Here is a 20,302-nt window from a genome sequence, read left to right on the forward strand (position 1 = left end):
CGGCGTCGGCGGAGAACGGCCCGGACGTCGGCGCAGGCGCCTTATCCGGGCAGCAGGCTACGCTTTGTTCAGCAGCGCCAGCACTTCTTCCACGCTGGTGGTGTGCGTCAGGCGCTCAATCACTTTCTCATCGTCCAGCGCATTGGTCAGGCTGGTGATGACCTGAATGTGCTCGTTGTTGCGGGCGGCGATGCCGATGACCAGACGGGCAATGTCATCTTCCTCTTCGCCAAAACGAACGCCCTGCGGGTACTGACAGAACACCACGCCGGTTTTCAGGACGCGATCTTTCGCTTCGATAGTGCCGTGCGGTACCGCGATGGACTCACCCAGATAGGTTGAGGTCAGCTTTTCGCGATCCAGCATCGCCTGCACGTATTCCGGTTCAACGTAGCCGCCTTTGACCAGCTGCTCGCCGGCAAAGAGAATGGCTTCTTCTTTGGTCGCCGCGTGACGACCGAGGAAGATATTTTCCGCCCCGAGCCTGAACAGGTGAGTATCGGCAGCGTCAAAGCTGTCCTTCAGGCTACCGCGAACTTTCTCTTCATTGTCGGTATGACGCTGCGCCGCGACCAGACGTTCGGTCAGGCTGGTGTACAGGCCGCTATCGAGGAAGTTGGTCAGCGAAATATGCTGAGCCTGCGGTACCTGGCGCATGGCGCGTTCGGTCAGGTCGCGGTGGGTAATCACCAGGTCGACGTCCGGCGGCAGGTTGTTAATCGCACAGTTGGTGACGGAGATATTGCTCAGTCCCGCATCCTGTACTTTCTTACGCAGCACGCCTGCGCCCATTGCGCTGGAACCCATACCGGCGTCACAGGCAACGATGATTTTGCGCACGTGGCTCAGGTCGTTAGCGACATCGCCTGCGGCCAGCGGAGTCGCCGCGCCTTTGGAGGCTGACTTCATATCCTGCATACGGCGGGTTGCCGCATCGATATCCTCTTCTTCTTTCACTTTGCTGGTTTTCAGCAGAATGGCGGAGACCACGAAGGAGACGGCCATAGCGGCGATAATCGCAGCGATGTTAGCAAAATAGGCGCCTTTCGGAGTCATTGCCAGTACCGCCAGGATGGAGCCCGGAGAAGCCGGGGACACCAGGCCACCGTTGAGGATTGTCAGGGTGAATACGCCGGTCATACCGCCGAGGATAACGGCCAGGATCAGACGCGGGTTCATCAGCACGTACGGGAAGTAGATTTCGTGAATACCGCCGAGGAAGTGGATGATTGCCGCGCCGCCTGCAGACTGCTTAGCATTGCCGCGACCAAAGAACATGTACGCCAGCAGCACGCCCATCCCCGGACCCGGGTTCGCTTCAATCAGGAAGAAGATTGATTTGCCCAGTTCGTGGGACTGCTGAATACCCAGCGGCGAGAAGATGCCGTGGTTGATGGCGTTATTCAGGAACAGGATTTTCGCCGGTTCTACGAAGATAGACGCCAGCGGCAGCATGTCATGCACAACCATGAAGTTAACGCCCGCCGCCAGAATTTTGGACAGGACTTCAACCGCAGGGCCAATGCCGAGAAACGCCAGAATCGCCAGGATCATCCCGATGATGCCGGCGGAGAAGTTATTCACCAGCATCTCGAAGCCGGACTTAATCTTACCGTCTACCCAGCTGTCAAAATGTTTAATCGCCCAGCCGCCCAGCGGACCGGCAATCATCGCGCCGAGGAACATCGGCATATCCGCGCCGACGATCACGCCCATAGTCGTAATCGCGCCGACCACGCCGCCGCGCTCGCCGCCAATCAGCTTACCACCGGTGTAACCGATCAGCAGCGGCAGCAGGTAGGTAATCATCGGGCCGACCAGCTTCGCCAGCGTCTCGCTTGGCAGCCATCCTGTCGGAATGAATAGTGCGGTGATGATACCCCACGCGATAAACGCGCCGATGTTTGGCATCACCATATTGCTAAGGAAACGACCAAAGCTTTGCACCTTGATCTTGATATCGGATGACATAAAACACCCCTTTTTCTGTTTTGCTTATCGCGTAGGCTAAAAGCCTGAGGCTTGTTGTTAATGTGGCGGCAGAGGAAGCCGGACCCTGATTGATAAAGCGAAATCTGGCACTGAATCGTAGAACTGTCCAGTGACCGGGTCTTTATGTGATCTGCATCACGTGAATATAGGCGATCGTGAGGTGTATATAGTGATATGTGTCACATAATGGCTGTGCAAAAAAGCGGCTGAGGGATAATTTGGTGCCGAAAATGCGCTTTAATGTGATGCATATCTCAATTTTGAATCTGTGAATAATTATTTATATGTGATGTTAATCACAAAATATCGTGACTTGTTTTTAGCGCCTGTGATCTCAGACAGATTCCCCGCCGTTTCATACGCCGGGATGTAACGGCGACGCGCGTCGCGCTGACGATCGTTTTTTCTCGCCAGATGGTAAAAATGAGATGCGTGAATTATGCTCAAATCATCAGTCGGGATTCTATTTGACTGTCTACATCCTGATATAAATTATTAGCGTAAATTCGAGGAAAATATGTTTCTCAATTATTTTGCGCTGGGCGTTCTGATCTTCGTTTTTCTGGTTATCTTTTATGGAATCATCATCCTGCATGATATTCCTTACCTGATCGCGAAGAAGCGTAACCACCCACATGCAGATGCCATTCACGTCGCTGGATGGGTCAGTCTGTTTACTCTACATGTTATTTGGCCATTCCTCTGGATCTGGGCCACGCTCTATCAGCCTGAGCGCGGCTGGGGCATGCAGCATCGGCCGGACGGGGGCCTGGCAGACGCGACAGAAGAGCAGGATCTGGCGCAGCTCCGGCAGCGCATTGCCGACCTTGAGAAAAGAGTGGCTCAGCGCCACGCTTCCGCCCGATCCCCGGAGAAATAACCATGGATCTGCTGATTATTTTAACTTACGTGGCTCTTGCCTGGTCGATATTTAAAATATTTAAAATCCCGGTAAATAAATGGACGGTACCCACCGCCGCGCTAGGCGGTATATTTATTGTTAGTGCGCTAATCTTATTAATGAACTACAACCATCCCTATACTTTTACCGCGCAGAAGGCGGTTATCTCTATTCCCATTACGCCTCAGGTTACTGGCGTGGTCAGCAGCGTGACGGATAAAGCGAATCAGCGGGTGAGTAAAGGCGAGGTGCTCTTTACCATCGACCCCGTGCGCTATCAGGCAAGGGTGGACAGGCTGCAGGCCGATCTGGTGACCGCGCTGCACAGCATTAATACCCTGAAGGCGCAGCTCTCGGAAGCGCAGGCCAATACCGTCCGCGTTTCCGCAGAACGTGACCGGCTCTATAAAGACTATCAGCGCTACCTGAAAGGCAGCCAGGCGCGGGTTAATCCGTTTTCTGAAAGCGATATTGATAACGCCCGACAAAACTACCTCGCCCAGGATGCGATGGTGAAAGCCTCGGTGGCGGAACAGGCGCAGATACAAAGCCAGCTGGACAGTATGGTCGGCGGAGAGCAGTCGCAGGTCGTCAGCCTGCGTGCGCAGCTGGCCGAGGCAAAATATAACCTCGATCAGACCGTCGTTCGCGCGCCGAGCGATGGCTACATCACGCAGGTATTGATTCGTCCCGGAACCTACGCGGCTTCGCTACCGCTGCGCCCGGTGATGGTGTTTATCCCCGAACAGAAGCGGCTGATCGTGGCGCAGTTCCGGCAAAACTCGCTGCTGCGGCTGAAAAACGGCGATGACGCGGAGGTGGTCTTTAGCGCCCTGCCCGGGCAGGTCTTTCACGGCAGGCTGACCGCTATTTTACCGGTGGTGCCCGGCGGGAGCTATCAGGCGCAGGGCGCGCTGCAGTCGCTGACCATGACGCCGGGCTCCGATGGCGTTCTGGCAACCATTGAGCTGGATCCGAATGCCGACGTGGAGGCGCTCCCGGACGGTATTTTTGCTCAGGTTGCGGTCTATTCTGACCATTTCACCCACGTTTCGGTGATGCGAAAAGTCCTGCTGCGTATGACCAGCTGGATGCACTATCTCTATCTGGATCATTAAGGCGGGTACCGGCAGGCCGACGCTAAGTCTTCCTGCCTTTTGCCTGCTCCTGAACCATACTTAGATTTTTGTTGGCGAAAGGAGCAGGCTATGAAACTGATCGGCAGCTACACCAGTCCCTTTGTGCGCAAAATCTCCGTCATACTGCTGGAAAAAGATATCCCCTTCGAGTTCGTCAATGAATTCCCCTACAGCGAAGCCAGCGGCGTCGCAAAATATAATCCGTTAGGCAAGGTCCCGGCGCTGGTCACCGACGACGGCGAGTGCTGGTTCGACTCGCCGATTATTGCGCAATATCTGGAGCTGCTCGGCGTGATGCCAGATATGCTCCCGACCGACCCGAAGGCGGCGCTGAAAATACGCCAGCTGGAGGCGCTGGCTGACGGCGTGATGGAAGCGGCCCAGGCGCTGGTGCGTGAAAAGGCGCGTCCGCCGGCCCAGCAGTCGGAAACGGAACTGCTGCGCCAGCGAGAGAAGGTGGCTCGCGGCCTCGATGCGCTGGAGGCCTACGCGGCCGACGGCAGCCTGCGCGGCGATGAGATCAATCTGGCGTCCATATCTGCCGCCTGCGCCATTGCCTATCTTAACTTCCGCCGCGTGGCGCCGGGCTGGTGCGCAACGCGGCCTCGGCTGATTGCGCTGGTTGAGGCACTCTTTCAGCGCGCCAGTTTTGCCCGCACGGAACCGCCAAGGACTTGACCCAGGCAGGTAACAGTTTCTGCGCGCAGGCGTTACAATTGCTGCTCAATTGTTGACTCCCTCTCCCGTCGGGAGGGGGAAAATAACCTATCGCCAGGCTCATTCATGACTATCGATACTCGTGCGCTTTACACCCAGCTTCCGGCCACCGACCGTCTGCTCCGCGATCCCGCTTTTTCGTCCGTGCTGGCCCGATATGGCCATGTCCAGGTTGTCGCCCTGCTGCGCCAGATGCTGGAGCAGGCGCGAGAGCACATTCGCCTGAGCCTGGCGCTGCCCGACTGGTGCGGCGACTGGGCGCGGGAGGCCGAACGGCGGCTGGCGCAAACAACGGAAAGCGCGCTGCGCCCGGTTTTCAACCTGACGGGAACGGTCCTGCACACCAATTTAGGCCGCGCGATTCAGGCCGAGGCCGCGGTGGAGGCGGTTGCGCAGGCGATGCGGGCGCCGGTTACCCTTGAATATAGCCTCGACGACGGCGGACGCGGCCACCGCGACCGCGCGCTGGCGGATCTGCTGTGCCGCCTGACCGGCGCGGAAGACGCCTGTATCGTCAATAACAACGCCGCGGCGGTGCTGCTGATGCTGGCGGCAACGGCTAGCGGCAAAGAGGTCGTTCTCTCGCGCGGCGAGCTGGTGGAGATTGGCGGCGCGTTTCGTATCCCTGACGTGATGCGTCAGGCGGGCTGCATTTTACATGAGGTGGGTACCACCAACCGCACCCACGCTAAAGATTATCGCCAGGCCGTGGGTGAGAATACCGGCCTGCTGATGAAGGTGCATACCAGCAATTACAGCATTGCCGGTTTTACTAAAACCGTTGATGAGGCGGAGCTGGCGGCGATGGGCCGCGAGCTGGATATTCCGGTGGTGGTCGATCTGGGCAGCGGTTCGCTGGTGGACCTGAGCGAATACGGCCTGCCGAAGGAGCCGATGCCGCAGGAGGCGATCGCCGCCGGCGTCAGCCTGGTGAGCTTCTCCGGCGATAAGCTGCTGGGCGGCCCGCAGGCGGGGATTATCGTCGGTAAAAAGGCGATGATTGCCCGCCTGCAGCAGCACCCGCTCAAGCGCGCGCTGCGCGCCGATAAAATAACCCTTGCCGCGCTGGAGGCCACCCTGCGCCTCTACCTGCATCCGGAAACCCTCGCCGGGCGCCTGCCAACCCTGCGCCTGCTGACCCGCACCGCCGAGGAGATCCATACCCAGGCGGCGCGCCTGCAGCCGCAGCTTGCCGCGCACTACGCTGACTTTGAGGTGCGGATAGAGCCCTGCCTGTCGCAAATCGGCAGCGGCTCGCTGCCGGTGGACCGTTTGCCCGGCGCCGCGCTGACCTTCACCCCGCGCGACGGCCGGGGCAGCCGGCTGGAGGCGCTGGCCGCCCGCTGGCGGGCGCTGGCGGTGCCGGTGATTGGGCGGGTTAGCGATGGCCGCCTGTGGCTGGATTTGCGCTGCCTCGAAGATGAATCGAGGTTTATGGAGATGTTATTACCATGATTATTGCCACCGCCGGACACGTTGACCACGGCAAAACCACGCTGCTGCAGGCGATTACCGGCGTCAACGCCGATCGCCTGCCGGAAGAGAAATCCCGCGGGATGACAATCGATCTGGGCTATGCCTACTGGCCGCAGCCTGACGGCCGGGTGCTGGGCTTTATCGACGTGCCGGGCCATGAAAAGTTTTTGTCCAATATGCTGGCGGGGGTGGGCGGTATTGACCACGCGCTGCTGGTGGTGGCCTGTGATGATGGCGTGATGGCGCAAACCCGCGAGCATCTGGCGATCCTGCAGCTGACCGGAAAACCGTCGTTGACGGTTGCGCTAACGAAGGCCGATCGCGTCGAGGCGCAGCGCGTTGACGAGGTGCGCGCCGACGTAGAAGCGGTGCTGGCAGAGTTTGGGTTTGCGCACGCGGCGCTATTCGCCACCGCCGCACCGGTCGGTCGTGGGATAAGCGAGCTGCGCGAGCACCTGCTGCAGCTCTCCGAGCGCGGGCATCCGCAGCATCAGCGCTTTCGCCTGGCGATCGATCGCGCCTTTACCGTTAAGGGCGCGGGGCTGGTTGTCACCGGTACGGCGCTCAGCGGTGAAGTTAAGGTCGGCGATACGCTGTGGCTTACCGGCGTTGGTAAGCCCGTGCGCGTGCGCGGCCTGCACGCGCAAAATCAGCCGGTCGGGCAGGCGCGGGCGGGTCAGCGAATCGCGCTGAATATCGTCGGCGATGCGCAAAAAGAGGCGCTAAACCGCGGCGACTGGCTGCTGTCGGTTCAGCCTCCCGAACCGGCCGGGCGGGTGATAGTCGAGCTGCAGTGCCACTCGCCGCTAACCCAGTGGCAGTCATTACATATCCATCATGCTGCCCGCCATATTACCGGACGCGTGTCGCTGCTGGAGGGGGCGCTGGCCGAGCTGGTGCTTGATAACCCTTTGTGGCTGGCGGATAACGATCGCCTGGTGCTGCGCGATATCTCCGCCCGCACCACGCTGGCAGGCGCCAGAGTGGTGACGCTGAATCCGCCGCGCCGCGGCAAGCGTAAGCCGGAATACCTGCAGTGGCTGCATACGCTGGCGACCGCCGCCGACGACGCCCGGGCGCTGGAGGTTCATCTCCAGCGTGATGCGGTGCGTCTCGATGATTTTGCCTGGGCCCGGCAGCTTAGCGAAACCGGCCTGGCCGCGCTGATGGGCCAACCCGGCAATCTGCAGGCGGGCAACAGCCTGCTAAGCGCCCCGCTGGCGGCGCGCTGGCAGACGAAATTAGTCGACGCGCTGACGCGCTATCACGATCAGCATCGCGATGAGCCGGGTACGGGACGCGAACGCCTGCGGCGCATCGCGCTGCCGATGGAAGACGAAGCGCTGGTGCTGCTGCTGATTGAGCAAATGCGCGAAAGCGGGGTTCTCCACAGCCACCACGGCTGGCTGCTTCTGCCGGAACACAAAGCGGGGTTTACCGATGAGCAGCAGGCCATCTGGCTACGGGTGGTTGACCTGTTTGCCGATGAGCCCTGGTGGGTGCGCGACCTGGCAAAAGAGAGCCGCGTCGAAGAGCCCTTAATGCGCGCGGTGCTGCGCCAGGCGGCACAGCAGGGAATGATTACCGCGATCGTGAAGGATCGCTATTACCGCAACGATCGGATTGTCGAATTCGCCGGGCTGATCCGCGAGCTGGATCTCGAAAGGGGATCGACCTGTGCCGCTGATTTTCGCGATAAGCTGAACGTCGGCAGAAAGCTGGCGATCCAAATCCTCGAGTATTTCGACCGTATTGGCTTCACCCGCCGGCGCGGAAACGATCATATTCTGCGCGATAAAGCGCTGTTTCTGTAAGCATCATAGGGTCATTCCCGGAGAAGGCGCTTAACGCGCCCGTCCGGGCTACCCACTGGCGGCAGGTTGTCGCCCCGCTAAGCGCAGGGGAGATAGCCAGGTCCTGCGTGTTTATTCGTCCGCTTCTTTCACCCAGATGCGCATCTCTCCTTCGCCGCGATTGGCCCAGCTAAACCACGGAATAAAGGTTAAGGTCTGCGGCCGGCGCGCGGCCGGCGCACGGTCGTAATTCCACAGCGCCTGGCTTTCGGCATTCTCCGCCGTTTGCTTATAGCCCGGCGCCTGGAGAAGTATCTTGTGAGCAAAAATCCCTTTGCCTTCAAAAGCGCTGAACCGTGCGTGACGCGGCAGCTGTAGGTTATGCAATTGCTCGCCGTTGTCCGCCTGCTCCAGACAATAAACCAGCGGGCCTCGCTGTACGGCGACCTGGCCGGCCTGATGGCGCACCAGCGAATGACCATAAACGCGACGCACCGGCATAGGTAGCGTTAGCAGGATAATGTCGCCTTCCTGCCAGCGACGGCTGATGTGCAGATAGCCTTTGCGCACATCCTGTGGAACGGGCACACCGTTCAGCGTCACCTGTGGCTTGTCGCACCAGTCCGGGAGGCGTAACGCCAGGCTATGGTCGATTGGTATGGGCGAGTCGATTGCTATTTTCACCTGCTCCTGCCACGGATAGTTACCGCTGATACGCAGCCGCAAGGTCTTATCGCCAACCGGGATCTCCGCGCTGTTGCCGACATACAGATTGATGTAGAGCGCTTCTTCACGCGGCGTATAGATATAGTGCCCCAGAGACGTGAGTACGCGGGCGATATTCGGCGGGCAGCAGGCGCAGCCGAACCAACGCTGACGAAGGGGCTTCACGTGGTCATAAATATGATTGAATTTTAACGACTTCGGGTGCACTTCCAGCGGGTTAACGTAGAAGAAGTGCTTGCCATCCAGCGCCATTCCTCCCAGCACGGTGTTATACAGCGCGCGTTCCATCACGTCGGCGTACTGGCTGTCGGCCTCCATTTCCAGCATTCGGCGAGCAAACATCATTAAACCGATGGATGCGCAGCTTTCGGCATAGACCGTGTCGTTTGGCAGGTCATAGTCGCTGCTGAAGGCCTCACCGCTGCTCTGCGAACCAATGCCGCCGGTAATATACAGCTGACGCTGGGCCATATTGTTCCACAGGCGCAGGCAGTCCTGACGTTTGCCTTCGTCCTGGCTCAAGCGGGCGAGATGGGCGATGCCGGTCATCAGGTAAACAAAGCGAACCGCATGACCGATGGCGACGGGCTGTTCAGAAATCGGCTGGTGCGCCTGGCTGTAGGGCTTATCCATCACCATCCACGCCGGGCCGTAGGTATTCCAGTAGGACGTTTTGCCGCGTTTCGCATATTCGATATCGTAAAAATGCGGCTGCGCTCCGCGCTCCTCGACGAAATAGTTCGTCAATGCCAGATAGCGCGGCTCCTGGGTCACGTCATACAGGCGCATTAACGCCAGCTCGATCTCCGGGTGCCCAGGATAGCCGTGCAGCTGATGTTCTCCGGGGCCAAACACGCTGTCGATATGGTCGGCGAGGCGGCAAACCACCTCCAGCAACCGACGCTTACCGGTCGCCTGGAAGAAGGCGACGCCCGCTTCAATCATGTGCCCGGCGCAGTATAGTTCGTGGCACTCGGCAAGGTTAGTCCAGCGTTCTGCTGGCGCTTTGACCGTGAAGTAAGTGTTCAGATAGCCATCTTCACACTGGGCGGCGGCCACCAGTTCAATCACCTCATCGGCGGTTTTTTCCAGCCCGGCGTCCGGCTTCTGGCACAGCGACCAGGCCACGGCTTCCAGCCATTTCGCCACATCGCTGTCCTGAAATACCATCCCGTAAAACTCCCCTTCCTGCAGCCCTGCTGCGATGCGGAAGTTTTCGATCGCATGGCTCGGATCGGCCTCGTCGATGCGATCGTTAAGTGCATCCCATTGGTAGGGAATCACCACATCGCGCACCAGCTGCTGGTACTGGCCGAGGAACGGGTCGCTGATTTTCAGTTTGCGTAGATTGACTTCCATTACAGACATGACGGACTCCTTAAGGCTGAACGTGACGCGCGCGCAGGTCGGTGGCAATGCGCGCCATCATCGGATTATTGAGCTTGCAGGCGCGGATCGAAAAGGCCAGCAGCAGGTGGAACAGGGCGGGCAGCAGGGTTTCCATTGAGGCGATCCCGGACAGCGACAGGGCCGTTTGGTTGCCGGCGCCCGGCTGATAGGCCACGTAGATAAAAATCAGGCTGATAATTCCGGCGCTGGAGGCCCATGCCAGCTTGATGAAGAACAGGTTGAAGGCAAAGTTCATACCGGAAGAACGCACGCCGGTTTTCCATTCGCCGTAGTCGTCAGAGAAGGCCATCAACGAGAAGTGCAGCGGCAGGGTGAAGCCGAGAATAATGCCGTTGCCGAGGATCGCCACCAGCCACAGGGTCTGGTATGCCTGGCCGGTCGGTAAAAACCACATCGCGATGGCCAGGGCGGCCAGCACCAGGTTGGTGTAGTAGTAGAGCCTGACGGTATCGAAGCGGCGTGAAAGCAGGTTGATGATGACGGAGCCGAAAATCGACGCGAAGGTCACCATGGTGAAAAATAGCGAGGTGTAGCCGGTGGACCCCTCAAGGACGTAGGTGATGAAGTACATGTAGCCGCCGCCGCGGATATTAAAGACGTTGATCAGCAGGAACGACATCACCAGCATCAGCAGCAGCTGGTCGTTTTTACGCAGACCGGCGATATGCTCCCGCAGTGTAAATTTACCCATCATGTCCAGCGAGACGCGTTCGCGTACCCAGAAGAAGCAGCACAGGAACATCACCACCGCAATGGCGCAGAGTATGCCGACGCCATACTGATAGCCTTGGGCTGTGTTGCCCTGACCGAGCGCTTTTACCAGCCACGGCAGCCCGACGGAGACCAAAAAACCCGCTACGCCGCACAGGACAAAGCGCCAGGCCTGGCACGAGATAACCTCGCTATGGCGAGTGGTCATGGTGTTGATCAGCGCGCAGTACGGCACGTTAATCGCGGTGTAGCTCATCGACAGCAGCAGATAGGTGCCGAATGCCCAGGCGATTTTTACCCCCATGCTGGCATCAGGTACGGTAAACGTCAGTACGCCGATGATGCCGATCGGCACGGCAATCCACAGCTGCCAGGGACGAAAACGCCCCCAGCGGCTTTGAGTTCGGTCGGCCAGAACGCCCATGATTGGGTCGGAAATCGCGTCGAAAACGCGCAGGGCCAGGAACAGGGTCCCGACCAGCGCGGGCGTCAGCCCAAAGACATCGGTATAGAAAAAAGTTAAAAAGTTCATGATCAGGCAGGTAATGACCGTTCCGCCTGCATCCCCCAGCCCATAGCCTACTTTTTCACGTACGGATAATTTATCGTCCAGCGCTTTTGGCGCCGAATCGGTAGTGGAAATTAATGTCGAAGTCATGGAGAACGCCTCACGTATTCGGAGATTTTGTTTCCAGAAAATAAGCCGCCTGGTTGTGGCTCTTGTTGTGTAGTTTGCAAAGTACCTTTTTATTTTGCATTGAATTCACCACACAACAAGGGAAGGGAAAAGTACAAAAAGGTGATGATTCCGACCTGATTGAGAAAATGTGATTTCGATCTGCTCAGTTATTCTGTTTTCGTTAATAATCAATAATAAGGTGGTTATTTTCATCACGTAATAGCGAGAGTTGACATAGTTATGCTCGAATTATCCATAGCACTTCCGATCCGGGTGCAAAACGGAGGGTTATTTATTTCTCGCGGCGTGGGGAGCCACCCGTCGCGTACCCTGCATTCCTGGGAAGTTATTTTTGTTGAAAAGGGGATATTAACGATCCGTGAAGAGGATAAGGTTTTCACGGTAAATTCAGGCGAAAGTTTATTACTCTGGCCGCAACGCCGTCATGTCGGCGTGGGGGAATTTCCGGCAGATTTAAAGTTCTACTGGCTGCATTTTGAATTAACTCCGACGGTGGAAAAAAAAGCGCATCAATCGGTGTTGATGTTACCGCAGCACACAACGTTAAGTGACCCACAATATATGACCGGGTTATTTCGACAATTCTTAAATGAGCAGGAAAATGTGCACCGAAGCGTAGCGCTGGAATGTATTTTGCTGCTGATTTTGCAGCAGATATCAGCCTCCGCTTTAAGCGAAAGGGCGGGGAATAACCCGGGCATTGCGCTGGCCTGGAAAGCCCGTCAGATGATCGGTACGCACTTTCATCTGCCCATTTCGGCGTCGCTGCTGGCGAAAGAGTTGCACTGCAATGTGGACTATTTAGGCCGGGTTTACCGACGGGCCTTTCGTCTGACGTTAACCGAAGCCATTCACCGCCAGCGTGTTCGGGCAGCGGAGAAGCTGCTGATCAGCGATTCGCTGTCGCTAAAAGAGGTGGCGGAGCAGTGCGGTTTTCACGATGTCGGCTATTTTCGGCAGATTTTCCGCAAGCATACCGGCATAACGCCCGCCGCATGGAAGCGGCGGTATTGTAAGGAGCATATTAATTCGGGATGAGGCTTTAGCATTGCGCGGTCTGATGCCCTGACCCCTGGCGCTCTCCTACAGGAAGATCGCCAGGGGGCCGCAGAGGACGCGCTCACTGCCCGTAATAGGCATTCGCTCCGTGCTTACGCAGGTAGTGTTTATCCAGCAATTCATCCTGCATATCCGGCAGCTGTGGGGCCAGCTGGCGCGAGAACAGGCCCATATAGGCGCACTCTTCCAGCACTACCGCATTGTGCACCGCGTCATGGGCATTTTTACCCCAGGCAAACGGGCCGTGGGAGTGCACCAGTACCGCCGGAACCTGCATCGGGTTCAGGGCGCGCTCCTCAAACGTTTTGATGATCACTTCGCCGGTTTCGTACTCGTACTCGCCGCCGATCTCTTCAGAGGTCATCAGGCGAGTGCACGGGATCGTCCCGTAGAAATAGTCCGCGTGGGTGGTGCCCCAGGCGGGCAGGTCCAGTCCGGCCTGTGACCAGATGGTGGCGTGGCGGGAGTGAGTATGCACAATGCCGCCGATCTCCGGGAAGCGACGATATAGCGCCAGGTGCGTTGGCGTATCGGAAGAGGGTTTCTTGCTGCCGTCCACCACTTTGCCGCTGGCGATATCCACCACCACCATATCTTCGGCTTTCATCACGGCGTACTCCACGCCAGAAGGCTTAATCACCATCAGTTTGCCGGTTGCATCCACCGCGCTGACGTTACCCCAGGTGAAGGTGACAAGCCCGTGAGCGGGCAGCGCCAGGTTTGCCGCCAGCACCTCGGCTTTCAGTTGCTCTAACATACGAATCCTCCTTCCTCCATACGGGCTTCAATCCAGCGACGGGCCTGAATGATTTCCAGTACCGGCTCTTTGGCTTTTTCGGTCCACATCTCAATCAGAAATGCACCGCGATAGTTCAGGTTTTGTAATGTGCTGAAGACATTGACGAAATCGACGCATCCTTCACCAAACGGCACATCACGGAACTGGCCTGGGCTGGTGTCGGTGACCGGCTGCGTGTCTTTCAGATGAATAGCGGCGATGCGGTCGATGCCCAGAGCCAGCTCTGCCGGGACGTCATTACCCCAGGCGCTGAGGTTGCCCACGTCCGGGTAGACGGTGAACCACGGCGAGGCGAGCAGTTGGTCCCATCTTTTCCACTTGGTGATGGAGTTCATAAACGCGGTGTCCATGATCTCCACCGCCAACATCACCTGAGCCCCTGCGGCCTGCTCAACGGCCCACGCCAGCCCTTCGGCGAAGCGCTGCTGAGTGCCCGCGTCATGCTCTTCGTAATAGACGTCGTAACCGGCGAGCTGGATGGTGCGGATGCCCAAATCGCGCGCCAGCTTGATGGCTTTGGTCATGATGTCTCTGGCACGCTCACGCACGGCTTCGTCGCGGCTGCCGAACGGAAAACGGCGATGCGCGGAAAGGCACATCGAAGGAATCGACACATTGGTTTCCAGCATCGCTTCCACTAACGAGGCGCGCTGGGCGGTGGTCCATTCGAGTCGCGACAGGCGCTCGTCGGTTTCGTCGACGGACATTTCCACGAAGTCGAATCCGCAGCTTTTAGCCAGAACCAGACGCTCCGGCCAGGATAAGTCTTTCGATAACGCTTTTTCATAAATACCTAATGGATGGTTACGCATAATTACGCTCTCCAGATGTCGCGAATGCGGGCGTGGAACTCTTCAGCCACCTGCTGCGGATCGGCGGCGCTGGAAAGGGCGCGTCCGGCAATAAAGGCCTTCACGTTAATCTCTTTGAACAGCGGCAGGTCGGCAGGGGTGATGCCCCCCGTGACGGAGAGCTCCAGGCCGATATCCGACAGCGCTTTCATGCGCGCCAGATCCACTTCGCCCCACTGCTGGCCGCTCGCCTGGGCGTCGCGCCCACGGTGATAAATCGCCTGACGCACGCCGGCGCTGTACCAGTCGCGGGCATCGTCGAAGGTCCAGTTACCAAACAGCTCGATTTGGATTTCGCCTCCGCGCGCAGCAGCAACGGCGTGACCTTTCTCGATGGTGGCCAGCGGTGCGGCACAGATGATGGTCATCCAGTTGGCCCCCGCTTCCAGCGCCTGCTGGGCCAGGGTTTCCCCGGCGTCAGCGACTTTCCAGTCGGCGACGATCAGTTTTTCCGGGCATTGGGCGCGCAGGGCGCGAATGGCATTTAGCCCCTCGCTCAGGCAGAGAATGGTGCCTGCCTCTACGATATCCACGCGGTCTTTTAACAACGCAACATCGCGCTGGGCGGCGGCAAGGTCGGTGTGATCGAGCGCCAGCTGCAGTAATGGTCGGCTCATAGAGAGTGCTCCTTAATACGGGCGTGAAAGCCCTGAAGTGCTTCAATTAAAATCTGGTAACGGCGGTATTTGCGCTGGTAGGCCGCGTGGGCGTTCATGTCCGGCGTCAGGGTGCGCATTTCGTAGCTGAGGGTCTGCTGGGCGTTGGTGAAGTTTGCGTAAACGCCGGTGCCGACGAGGGCTGCAATGGCGGCACCAAAGCAGCCGGTCTCTTCCACCTGCGGCAGTTCAACGGGCAGGCCGCTGACGTCCGCCAGCATCTGCATCCATACGGGAGAGTGCGCCGGGCCGCCGGTGACGCGCAGGGAACGTACCTCGGTAAAGCGTTCGCGCATGCGGTTGAGGTGCGTCATGTGGCTAAACACTACCCCTTCATAGACCGCCTGTAACAGGTGCGCGCGGGTGTGCAGCGCCTGCATGCCATAAAAGCCGCTGGTCATATCAAGCCCGGCGTTACTGCCGTACAGGAAGGGCAGGAAGAAGACATCGCTGGTGGCTTTCGGCAGGCTGTCGACGAGCTTGTTGATTTCATCAAAGCTGATGTCGCCAAATTGTGCGGTCAGCCATTCGAGGTTGCCGGAGGAGGTGGGACTGGCTTCGTGGACGATGTACTGGCCATCGTTGACGTAGCGTCCGTAGACGAAGGGGTGCGCTTCGTTATCGCGCAGCCCTTCGGCGATGCCGCTGGTGACCGCCCAGGTTCCCATTACGGCGTTCAGCGTGTACTCGTCATCCAGCCCGGCGCAGAGAGCGGTAGAAACCACATCAAACAGACCGCCCACGACGGGAGTTCCCGCCGCGAGACCGGTAATGGCGGCTGCCTGAGAGGTGATTTCACCGCTGATTTGGGATGAACCGACAATGGGCGGCAGCGCAGCGTCGATTTCGCTGATGCCAAGCCACTGCGTCAGGCAGGGATCGTACTGCCCGGAGGTCATATGGTAGAGGTTGGATTCAGAGATATTGCTCTCTTCGCATCCCTTCACGCCGGTGAGACACCAGCGCAGATAATCGTGGCCCATCATCACGCAGCCAATTTGCGCGTAACGCTGCGGCTCGTGCTCTTTCACCCAGCGCAGCAGTGAAGCCGGGTGCCCGGTCCATAAGGTCTGGCGCGTTAACGGATAGAGCTTTTGTGGAATGCCGTCCTGCTGCCAGCGTTTGACGATCTCCATCGCGCGGCGATCGGAAGAGAGGATCGCGGTGCCCAGCGGCTGGTCATTTTTATCCAGTAAAAACAGTCCTTTGCCCTGAGCGGAAATACCGACGCCCTTGATTTGTTCACCGCGAATGCCGGTGCGCTGCAGCAGACGGGAAATGGTTGCCGCGCAGTGCTGCCACAATGCCGCCATGTCGCGCTCCGCCCAACCGGGCTGCGGGCTGAGGGTGTGAACGGACTGGCGTTCAATATCGAATTCTTTACCCTGGCTGTTGTACAGGCCTGCTTTCAGATAAGTACCGCCACAATCGATACCCAGCCAGAAGGTCTCTTTTTCACTCATCTTTTTTTCCTGGTTTGCACCCTCTCCCGGTGGGAGAGGGTTGGGGTGAAGGCGTCAGATCGCGCGTTTCGGTGCGTTTACCGTACCGATAGACGAACTGTTGGCGTCGCACCTGGACGGCAGCAGCAGCGCCATCAGCGCGGCAATCGCCAGTGAAATCGCCAGGCAGTAAACGCCCGCATCTTTGCTGTAAAGAGTGATCAGCACGCCCACGGCATACGGGCCGCAGAAGCCGCCGAGGTTGCCGAGGGCGTTGATCACACCGCGTGCGCCGCCGGCCATTTCGGCGCTGAACAGACGCGCAGGAATGGTCCAGAACACCCCGGCAGCGGACTGCAGGAAGAAGCCACAGCCGACCAGCGCGGTGTACGACAGCCAGACGCTCTCTTTCAGCACAACGGAAAGGAACATGCAGGTGGCGAAACCAATCAGCGGTAGGGAGACGAACAGCTTGCGTTTGCCGGTGCGGTCAGACAGGGAAGAGAACAGGAACATCCCGGCAATCGCACCCACGTACGGCAGAATGGCGAGCATCCCGACCTGACCCATACTGGTGTGGGTCAGCTCTTTCAGGATGGTCGGGAGCCACAGGGTGTAGCCGTAAATCCCGGTCTGGTAGAAGAAGTTCAGGGCAATCAGCTGCCACATAGTGCGGTCAGACAGCACGGCGCCCAGAGAGGCATTTACCGTGGTTTTACCGGCAATGGCGCGCTGTTCAGCGGCCAGGGTTTCCACCAGGTACTTTTTCTCTGCGTCGGAAATCCAGCGGGCTTCCTGCGGGCGGTCGTAAACAGTCAGCGCCCACATCACCAGCACGACGAGGGAGAGCAGGCCTTCGATGATGAACAGCCAGCGCCAGTCGAGGGCGGTGATGATCCAGCCAGAGAGTGGGGCGGTGATGATCCCGGCGATCGGCACGAACATGATGACGATGGCGTTAGCGCGACCGCGCTCGGCATCCGGGAACCAGTTACTGATCATGGTGAGTACCACAGGCAGCATGCCGCCTTCCGCCACACCCAGCAGGAAGCGCAGTGCCAGCAGCTGGTAGTGGTTGGTAACAAGCCCGGTGAACACGGAAATCACCGCCCACGCGACCAGCGACCAGCCGATGAATTTTTTGCCGCTGCCGTGAACGGCGATTTTTCCGCCTGGCACCTGTAAGAATAGATAGCCGAGGAAGAAAATACCGCCAGCCAGGCCTGCCATAGTCGCGGTGATGCCTAAATCCTGATCCATCCCGCCGGGCATGGCAAAGGCAATATTCACGCGGTCCATATAAGAAATAATACACGCGATAAGAATAGGAGGAATAATTCTTAACCAGCGTTGGCGCGGAATATCCGCGGTTGTAGCGTAAGAGGAAGTGTTCATATTAATCTCTTGTTTAAATTAACTGACCTTGCGATTAAATTGACGCTTTATATTTATTGTTGGGCTATGTTTAACGCGTTAATGCCATCGCGTAATATGGCTATGCGATGATTCGCATCAGCATTCTCATCAATTTCCAGTAACTTAATACCGGAAAACTGTAAATTTGCTGAATCAGCCACATTAAATAATTCTTTTGCGTGAGCCGCCGTTAACAGGCTTTGCGGGCAGAACGGTGCGAACGGTGCGTGCAGGTCAGTCCATTCGCCGTACGGCCCTTCGGTCGCGGTGCCAGAGAACATCAGCGCCCCCAGTTTGCCTGCGGCATGTACCGCCTGAGCGTGCGTCAGCGGCAGGGCGGCGTTACGCCCTTCAATCGCCGAACGCGCCCAGTTGATACAGATATCAATGCTGTAACCTGCCAGGATCTCCAGCACGTTTTCCAGCGGCAGAAAGCCTTTGCGTGGCGCGGGCTGGTTCATGGCATCACAATGTTCCAGTACGAGTGAGCATGACCAGTCCCAACCCGCAATCTCTTTGATTGAGCGCGCGAAGGCATCGGCTGCCTGCTCTACGTTCGCATTGCCCGCAAGCGGTGCCGCCTGCAGTTCAAGGGAGATGACCTTGCCGGCAAAGCGTTTGTTTAGCGCATTGATTTTGTTGCGTAAATGACGATGGAATTCGACGCACGCCAGGCGCTGTTCTTCATCGCTGGAGGCCAGGCCGAAAGCCGTGTTGCCGCCGCCACGGCGACGCATGGTTTCCGGGATGGCAGTCACCACCATCTTCCACTCCTGCGGCGTATGCTGGAGCAACCACTTATCGCCATAGGGGTGAAAGTTTTCATGGCATGGCTGCTCCAGGCCACGGATGTGGGGCGTGTCCGCGAGTAAGCGCCAGAATTCCGTCTCTTCCTGTTCGCTCTTTTGGTGAAATGAGGGCGCGCAAGGGTATGCGCCGATGATATAACCGGCGTCATTTCTTTCCATTTTTCACTCCTTTTATTTATCGGTGTTCGACAAATAAATTACGGATTAATCTAAAGCGGAAATAGCAACTTTAACCACTATTTTCCTGATTGCCGTTTCCCGGTGTTTATTACAGGCGGGGCGGTGAACGTCCTGCGGGAAAAATATGGCGTAGTTCCCCGGCCTCATTTCTATTAACGATTCGTTTTCGCTGTCGTGATAGAAAATAATATCCCGCTGCTCAAGTAATTCTTCACTTACTGCATTATTGCCGGTATCGATAGCGACACCGATCTGCTCTTCACCGGAATATAAAAACTGGATATCCAGGTAGCGGCGGTGCACTTCCGGGCGCAGCTCATCGTGCGGACGGGTGGTCAGGTCGAGGATCTGCGCGAAGATCGTGCGCCCCTCAATTTCGACCACCCCGGTCTCCAGATTGCTGAAGTCCGTGGTGCGCAAAAATTCCAGTGCTTTTTCAATCGCTGCCGGATACCGGCAGGCGTTGGGTTGAGAAATATGTCCATAAATCATGATGATATTCCTTACAGCGCTTTGATTTTTGCCCACACGCTGTCATCAACGGTGATTCCGTTGCGGCGGTTCTCTTCCAGCAGACGGGAAAACTCATGACCGGGCAGACGGACCGGCACGTTTTCGTCGGCACGTTCGGCGCTGGTGATGTAATCCATGATGCGTTGCAGCTTGGCGTCGCGGGTGGCACCGTCGATCAGCTTGTCCACTTCGATAGCAATAAAGACTTGCGAAATGTTGAACTCGTCGCTGTTGTCTTCAGTTACCGCAGCAACGGAAGAGCCATCGGAGAGCAGGGTGGCGATCATATCCAGCACAATGGAGAGGCCCGAACCTTTCCAGTAGCCCATCGGCAGAATACGGCGGTTTTTCTCGATGGGGGCCGGGTCTTTGGTCAGGTTGCCTTCGTCATCGAAGCCGCCGTCAACCGGCAGCTGGCGGCCTGCCAGACGGTTCACTTCCAGCATGCCGTAGGAGAACATCGACATGGACATGTCCACCATGGTGATCGGCGTAGACGGAATGGCGACGATCAGCGGATTAGTCCCGATGCGGCACTCTTTGGCGCCCCACGGCGGCATTACGGCAATGGAGTTGGTCCAGCAGATGCCGATGTAGCCTTTTTCCGCCGCCTGCCAGCCGTAGCTGCCGCCGCGCATCCAGTGGTTGGCGTTTCGCACAGCAACCAGGCCAATACCGTGGTCAGAAGCCAGTTCAATTGCCCGGTCCATCATTTTTTTGGCGGTCAGGTTGCCGATGGATCGCCGGGCATCCCACTGTTCAATCGCCCCCAGCGAAGCGGTGCGTTTTGGCAGGGCCTCCGGGATGATATCGCCGTTTTCCAGCTGCTGAATAAAGCGCGGGAAACGGTTTACGCCGTGTGAATAGACCCCTGACTCGGTGGTGCGGGCGAACATTTCCGCGCAGGCATCGGCGGTTTCAGCCGCCACGCCGCGTGCCAGCAGGACACGGTTAAACTCATTTTTAAGGTCAGAAAAACTCAATAACATACGCTTTCTCCATTACATCTTTT

The 20,302-nt window shown here is 57.9% G+C and carries 17 protein-coding genes; 6 read left to right on the forward strand and 11 right to left on the reverse strand.

Annotated elements, in window-relative coordinates:
* Window positions 1-57: 57 nt before the first annotated feature.
* A complete protein-coding gene (locus NWP14_RS16290; RefSeq protein WP_095102701.1) occupies window positions 58-1,971 on the reverse strand; it encodes a PTS mannitol transporter subunit IICBA in 1,914 nt (637 codons plus the stop codon).
* A 538-nt stretch (window positions 1,972-2,509) separates the two neighbouring features.
* Here NWP14_RS16290 and NWP14_RS16295 point away from each other — a divergent pair.
* The 5 genes from NWP14_RS16295 to selB all read left to right on the forward strand — a co-directional run bounded on the left by NWP14_RS16295 (window position 2,510) and on the right by selB (window position 8,039).
* Window positions 2,510-2,872: a DUF3302 domain-containing protein gene (locus NWP14_RS16295; protein ID WP_095102703.1), complete on the forward strand. Its 363-nt coding sequence runs from the start codon at window positions 2,510-2,512 to the stop codon at window positions 2,870-2,872.
* Window positions 2,873-2,874: 2 nt separating this feature from the next.
* Entirely contained in the window at window positions 2,875-4,011 is a 1,137-nt protein-coding gene (locus NWP14_RS16300) for an HlyD family secretion protein (protein ID WP_375215664.1), read from the forward strand.
* Window positions 4,012-4,101: 90 nt separating this feature from the next.
* On the forward strand, window positions 4,102-4,710 hold the full coding sequence (locus tag NWP14_RS16305) for a glutathione S-transferase (RefSeq protein ID WP_095102708.1): 609 nt from the start codon (window positions 4,102-4,104) through the stop codon (window positions 4,708-4,710).
* 105 nt (window positions 4,711-4,815) lie between these two features.
* Complete coding sequence (gene selA, locus NWP14_RS16310; protein WP_375215665.1) at window positions 4,816-6,204, forward strand: L-seryl-tRNA(Sec) selenium transferase; 1,389 nt, start codon at window positions 4,816-4,818, stop codon at window positions 6,202-6,204.
* Entirely contained in the window at window positions 6,201-8,039 is a 1,839-nt protein-coding gene (selB, locus tag NWP14_RS16315; protein WP_375215666.1) for a selenocysteine-specific translation elongation factor, read from the forward strand. Before selA ends, selB begins: the two co-directional genes overlap by 4 nt.
* A 111-nt stretch (window positions 8,040-8,150) precedes the next feature.
* Here the strand turns inward: selB and NWP14_RS16320 are convergent, their stop codons facing one another.
* Window positions 8,151-10,112 carry a glycoside hydrolase family 127 protein gene (locus NWP14_RS16320; RefSeq protein WP_375215667.1) on the reverse strand — a complete coding sequence of 654 codons (1,962 nt, stop codon included), beginning with the start codon at window positions 10,110-10,112 and terminating at the stop codon, window positions 8,151-8,153.
* A 10-nt stretch (window positions 10,113-10,122) separates the two neighbouring features.
* The gene (locus NWP14_RS16325) at window positions 10,123-11,523 is read right to left on the reverse strand and encodes an MFS transporter (protein ID WP_331835071.1); all 1,401 of its coding nucleotides are present in this window, start codon (window positions 11,521-11,523) and stop codon (window positions 10,123-10,125) included.
* Window positions 11,524-11,784: 261 nt separating this feature from the next.
* On the opposite strand from NWP14_RS16325, the gene NWP14_RS16330 reads away from it, so the two are divergent.
* Window positions 11,785-12,603, forward strand: a complete 819-nt coding sequence (locus tag NWP14_RS16330) for an AraC family transcriptional regulator (protein WP_095102726.1) — start codon at window positions 11,785-11,787, stop codon at window positions 12,601-12,603.
* A gap of 82 nt (window positions 12,604-12,685) precedes the next feature.
* Here NWP14_RS16330 and araD read toward each other — a convergent pair whose 3' ends face one another.
* From araD to yiaK, 8 genes are read right to left on the reverse strand one after another with little or no spacing between them, the layout of a single operon-like run.
* The gene (gene araD, locus NWP14_RS16335; RefSeq protein ID WP_047663585.1) at window positions 12,686-13,381 is read right to left on the reverse strand and encodes an L-ribulose-5-phosphate 4-epimerase; all 696 of its coding nucleotides are present in this window, start codon (window positions 13,379-13,381) and stop codon (window positions 12,686-12,688) included.
* Window positions 13,375-14,235 (reverse strand): L-ribulose-5-phosphate 3-epimerase, encoded by an 861-nt coding sequence (locus NWP14_RS16340; RefSeq protein WP_375215668.1) that lies wholly within the window; start codon window positions 14,233-14,235, stop codon window positions 13,375-13,377. The genes araD and NWP14_RS16340 overlap by 7 nt, the downstream gene beginning before the upstream one ends.
* Window positions 14,236-14,237: 2 nt before the next feature.
* Window positions 14,238-14,891, reverse strand: coding sequence for a 3-keto-L-gulonate-6-phosphate decarboxylase UlaD (gene ulaD, locus NWP14_RS16345; protein ID WP_095102730.1), 654 nt, complete (start codon window positions 14,889-14,891; stop codon window positions 14,238-14,240).
* Window positions 14,888-16,393, reverse strand: a complete 1,506-nt coding sequence (locus tag NWP14_RS16350; RefSeq protein WP_375215669.1) for an FGGY-family carbohydrate kinase — start codon at window positions 16,391-16,393, stop codon at window positions 14,888-14,890. Before NWP14_RS16350 ends, ulaD begins: the two co-directional genes overlap by 4 nt.
* A 54-nt stretch (window positions 16,394-16,447) precedes the next feature.
* Window positions 16,448-17,767 (reverse strand): MFS transporter, encoded by a 1,320-nt coding sequence (locus NWP14_RS16355; protein ID WP_095102734.1) that lies wholly within the window; start codon window positions 17,765-17,767, stop codon window positions 16,448-16,450.
* Window positions 17,768-17,820: 53 nt separating this feature from the next.
* Window positions 17,821-18,756, reverse strand: coding sequence for a DUF4862 family protein (locus NWP14_RS16360; protein ID WP_375215670.1), 936 nt, complete (start codon window positions 18,754-18,756; stop codon window positions 17,821-17,823).
* A 45-nt stretch (window positions 18,757-18,801) separates the two neighbouring features.
* Window positions 18,802-19,269, reverse strand: coding sequence for a YhcH/YjgK/YiaL family protein (locus tag NWP14_RS16365; protein ID WP_375215747.1), 468 nt, complete (start codon window positions 19,267-19,269; stop codon window positions 18,802-18,804).
* Window positions 19,270-19,280: 11 nt separating this feature from the next.
* Complete coding sequence (gene yiaK / locus NWP14_RS16370; RefSeq protein WP_047663579.1) at window positions 19,281-20,279, reverse strand: 3-dehydro-L-gulonate 2-dehydrogenase; 999 nt, start codon at window positions 20,277-20,279, stop codon at window positions 19,281-19,283.
* Window positions 20,280-20,302: the final 23 nt, after the last annotated feature.

Source organism: Klebsiella sp. C349492 (assembly GCF_042055345.1).
GTDB lineage: Bacteria > Pseudomonadota > Gammaproteobacteria > Enterobacterales > Enterobacteriaceae > Klebsiella > Klebsiella scottii.

Bases quoted from the DNA above. Each gene is read 5' to 3' on its own strand.
- NWP14_RS16340 (WP_375215668.1), bottom strand. From the start codon at position 14,235: ATGCGTAACCATCCATTAGGTATTTATGAAAAAGCGTTATCGAAAGAC.
- selA (WP_375215665.1), top strand. From the start codon at position 4,816: ATGACTATCGATACTCGTGCGCTTTACACCCAGCTTCCGGCCACCGAC.
- NWP14_RS16305 (WP_095102708.1), top strand. From the start codon at position 4,102: ATGAAACTGATCGGCAGCTACACCAGTCCCTTTGTGCGCAAAATCTCC.
- NWP14_RS16320 (WP_375215667.1), bottom strand. From the start codon at position 10,112: ATGTCTGTAATGGAAGTCAATCTACGCAAACTGAAAATCAGCGACCCG.
- NWP14_RS16295 (WP_095102703.1), top strand. From the start codon at position 2,510: ATGTTTCTCAATTATTTTGCGCTGGGCGTTCTGATCTTCGTTTTTCTG.
- NWP14_RS16325 (WP_331835071.1), bottom strand. From the start codon at position 11,523: ATGACTTCGACATTAATTTCCACTACCGATTCGGCGCCAAAAGCGCTG.
- NWP14_RS16350 (WP_375215669.1), bottom strand. From the start codon at position 16,393: ATGAGTGAAAAAGAGACCTTCTGGCTGGGTATCGATTGTGGCGGTACT.
- selB (WP_375215666.1), top strand. From the start codon at position 6,201: ATGATTATTGCCACCGCCGGACACGTTGACCACGGCAAAACCACGCTG.
- yiaK (WP_047663579.1), bottom strand. From the start codon at position 20,279: ATGTTATTGAGTTTTTCTGACCTTAAAAATGAGTTTAACCGTGTCCTG.
- NWP14_RS16290 (WP_095102701.1), bottom strand. From the start codon at position 1,971: ATGTCATCCGATATCAAGATCAAGGTGCAAAGCTTTGGTCGTTTCCTT.
- NWP14_RS16300 (WP_375215664.1), top strand. From the start codon at position 2,875: ATGGATCTGCTGATTATTTTAACTTACGTGGCTCTTGCCTGGTCGATA.
- NWP14_RS16330 (WP_095102726.1), top strand. From the start codon at position 11,785: ATGCTCGAATTATCCATAGCACTTCCGATCCGGGTGCAAAACGGAGGG.
- NWP14_RS16360 (WP_375215670.1), bottom strand. From the start codon at position 18,756: ATGGAAAGAAATGACGCCGGTTATATCATCGGCGCATACCCTTGCGCG.
- araD (WP_047663585.1), bottom strand. From the start codon at position 13,381: ATGTTAGAGCAACTGAAAGCCGAGGTGCTGGCGGCAAACCTGGCGCTG.
- ulaD (WP_095102730.1), bottom strand. From the start codon at position 14,891: ATGAGCCGACCATTACTGCAGCTGGCGCTCGATCACACCGACCTTGCC.
- NWP14_RS16355 (WP_095102734.1), bottom strand. From the start codon at position 17,767: ATGAACACTTCCTCTTACGCTACAACCGCGGATATTCCGCGCCAACGC.
- NWP14_RS16365 (WP_375215747.1), bottom strand. From the start codon at position 19,269: ATGATTTATGGACATATTTCTCAACCCAACGCCTGCCGGTATCCGGCA.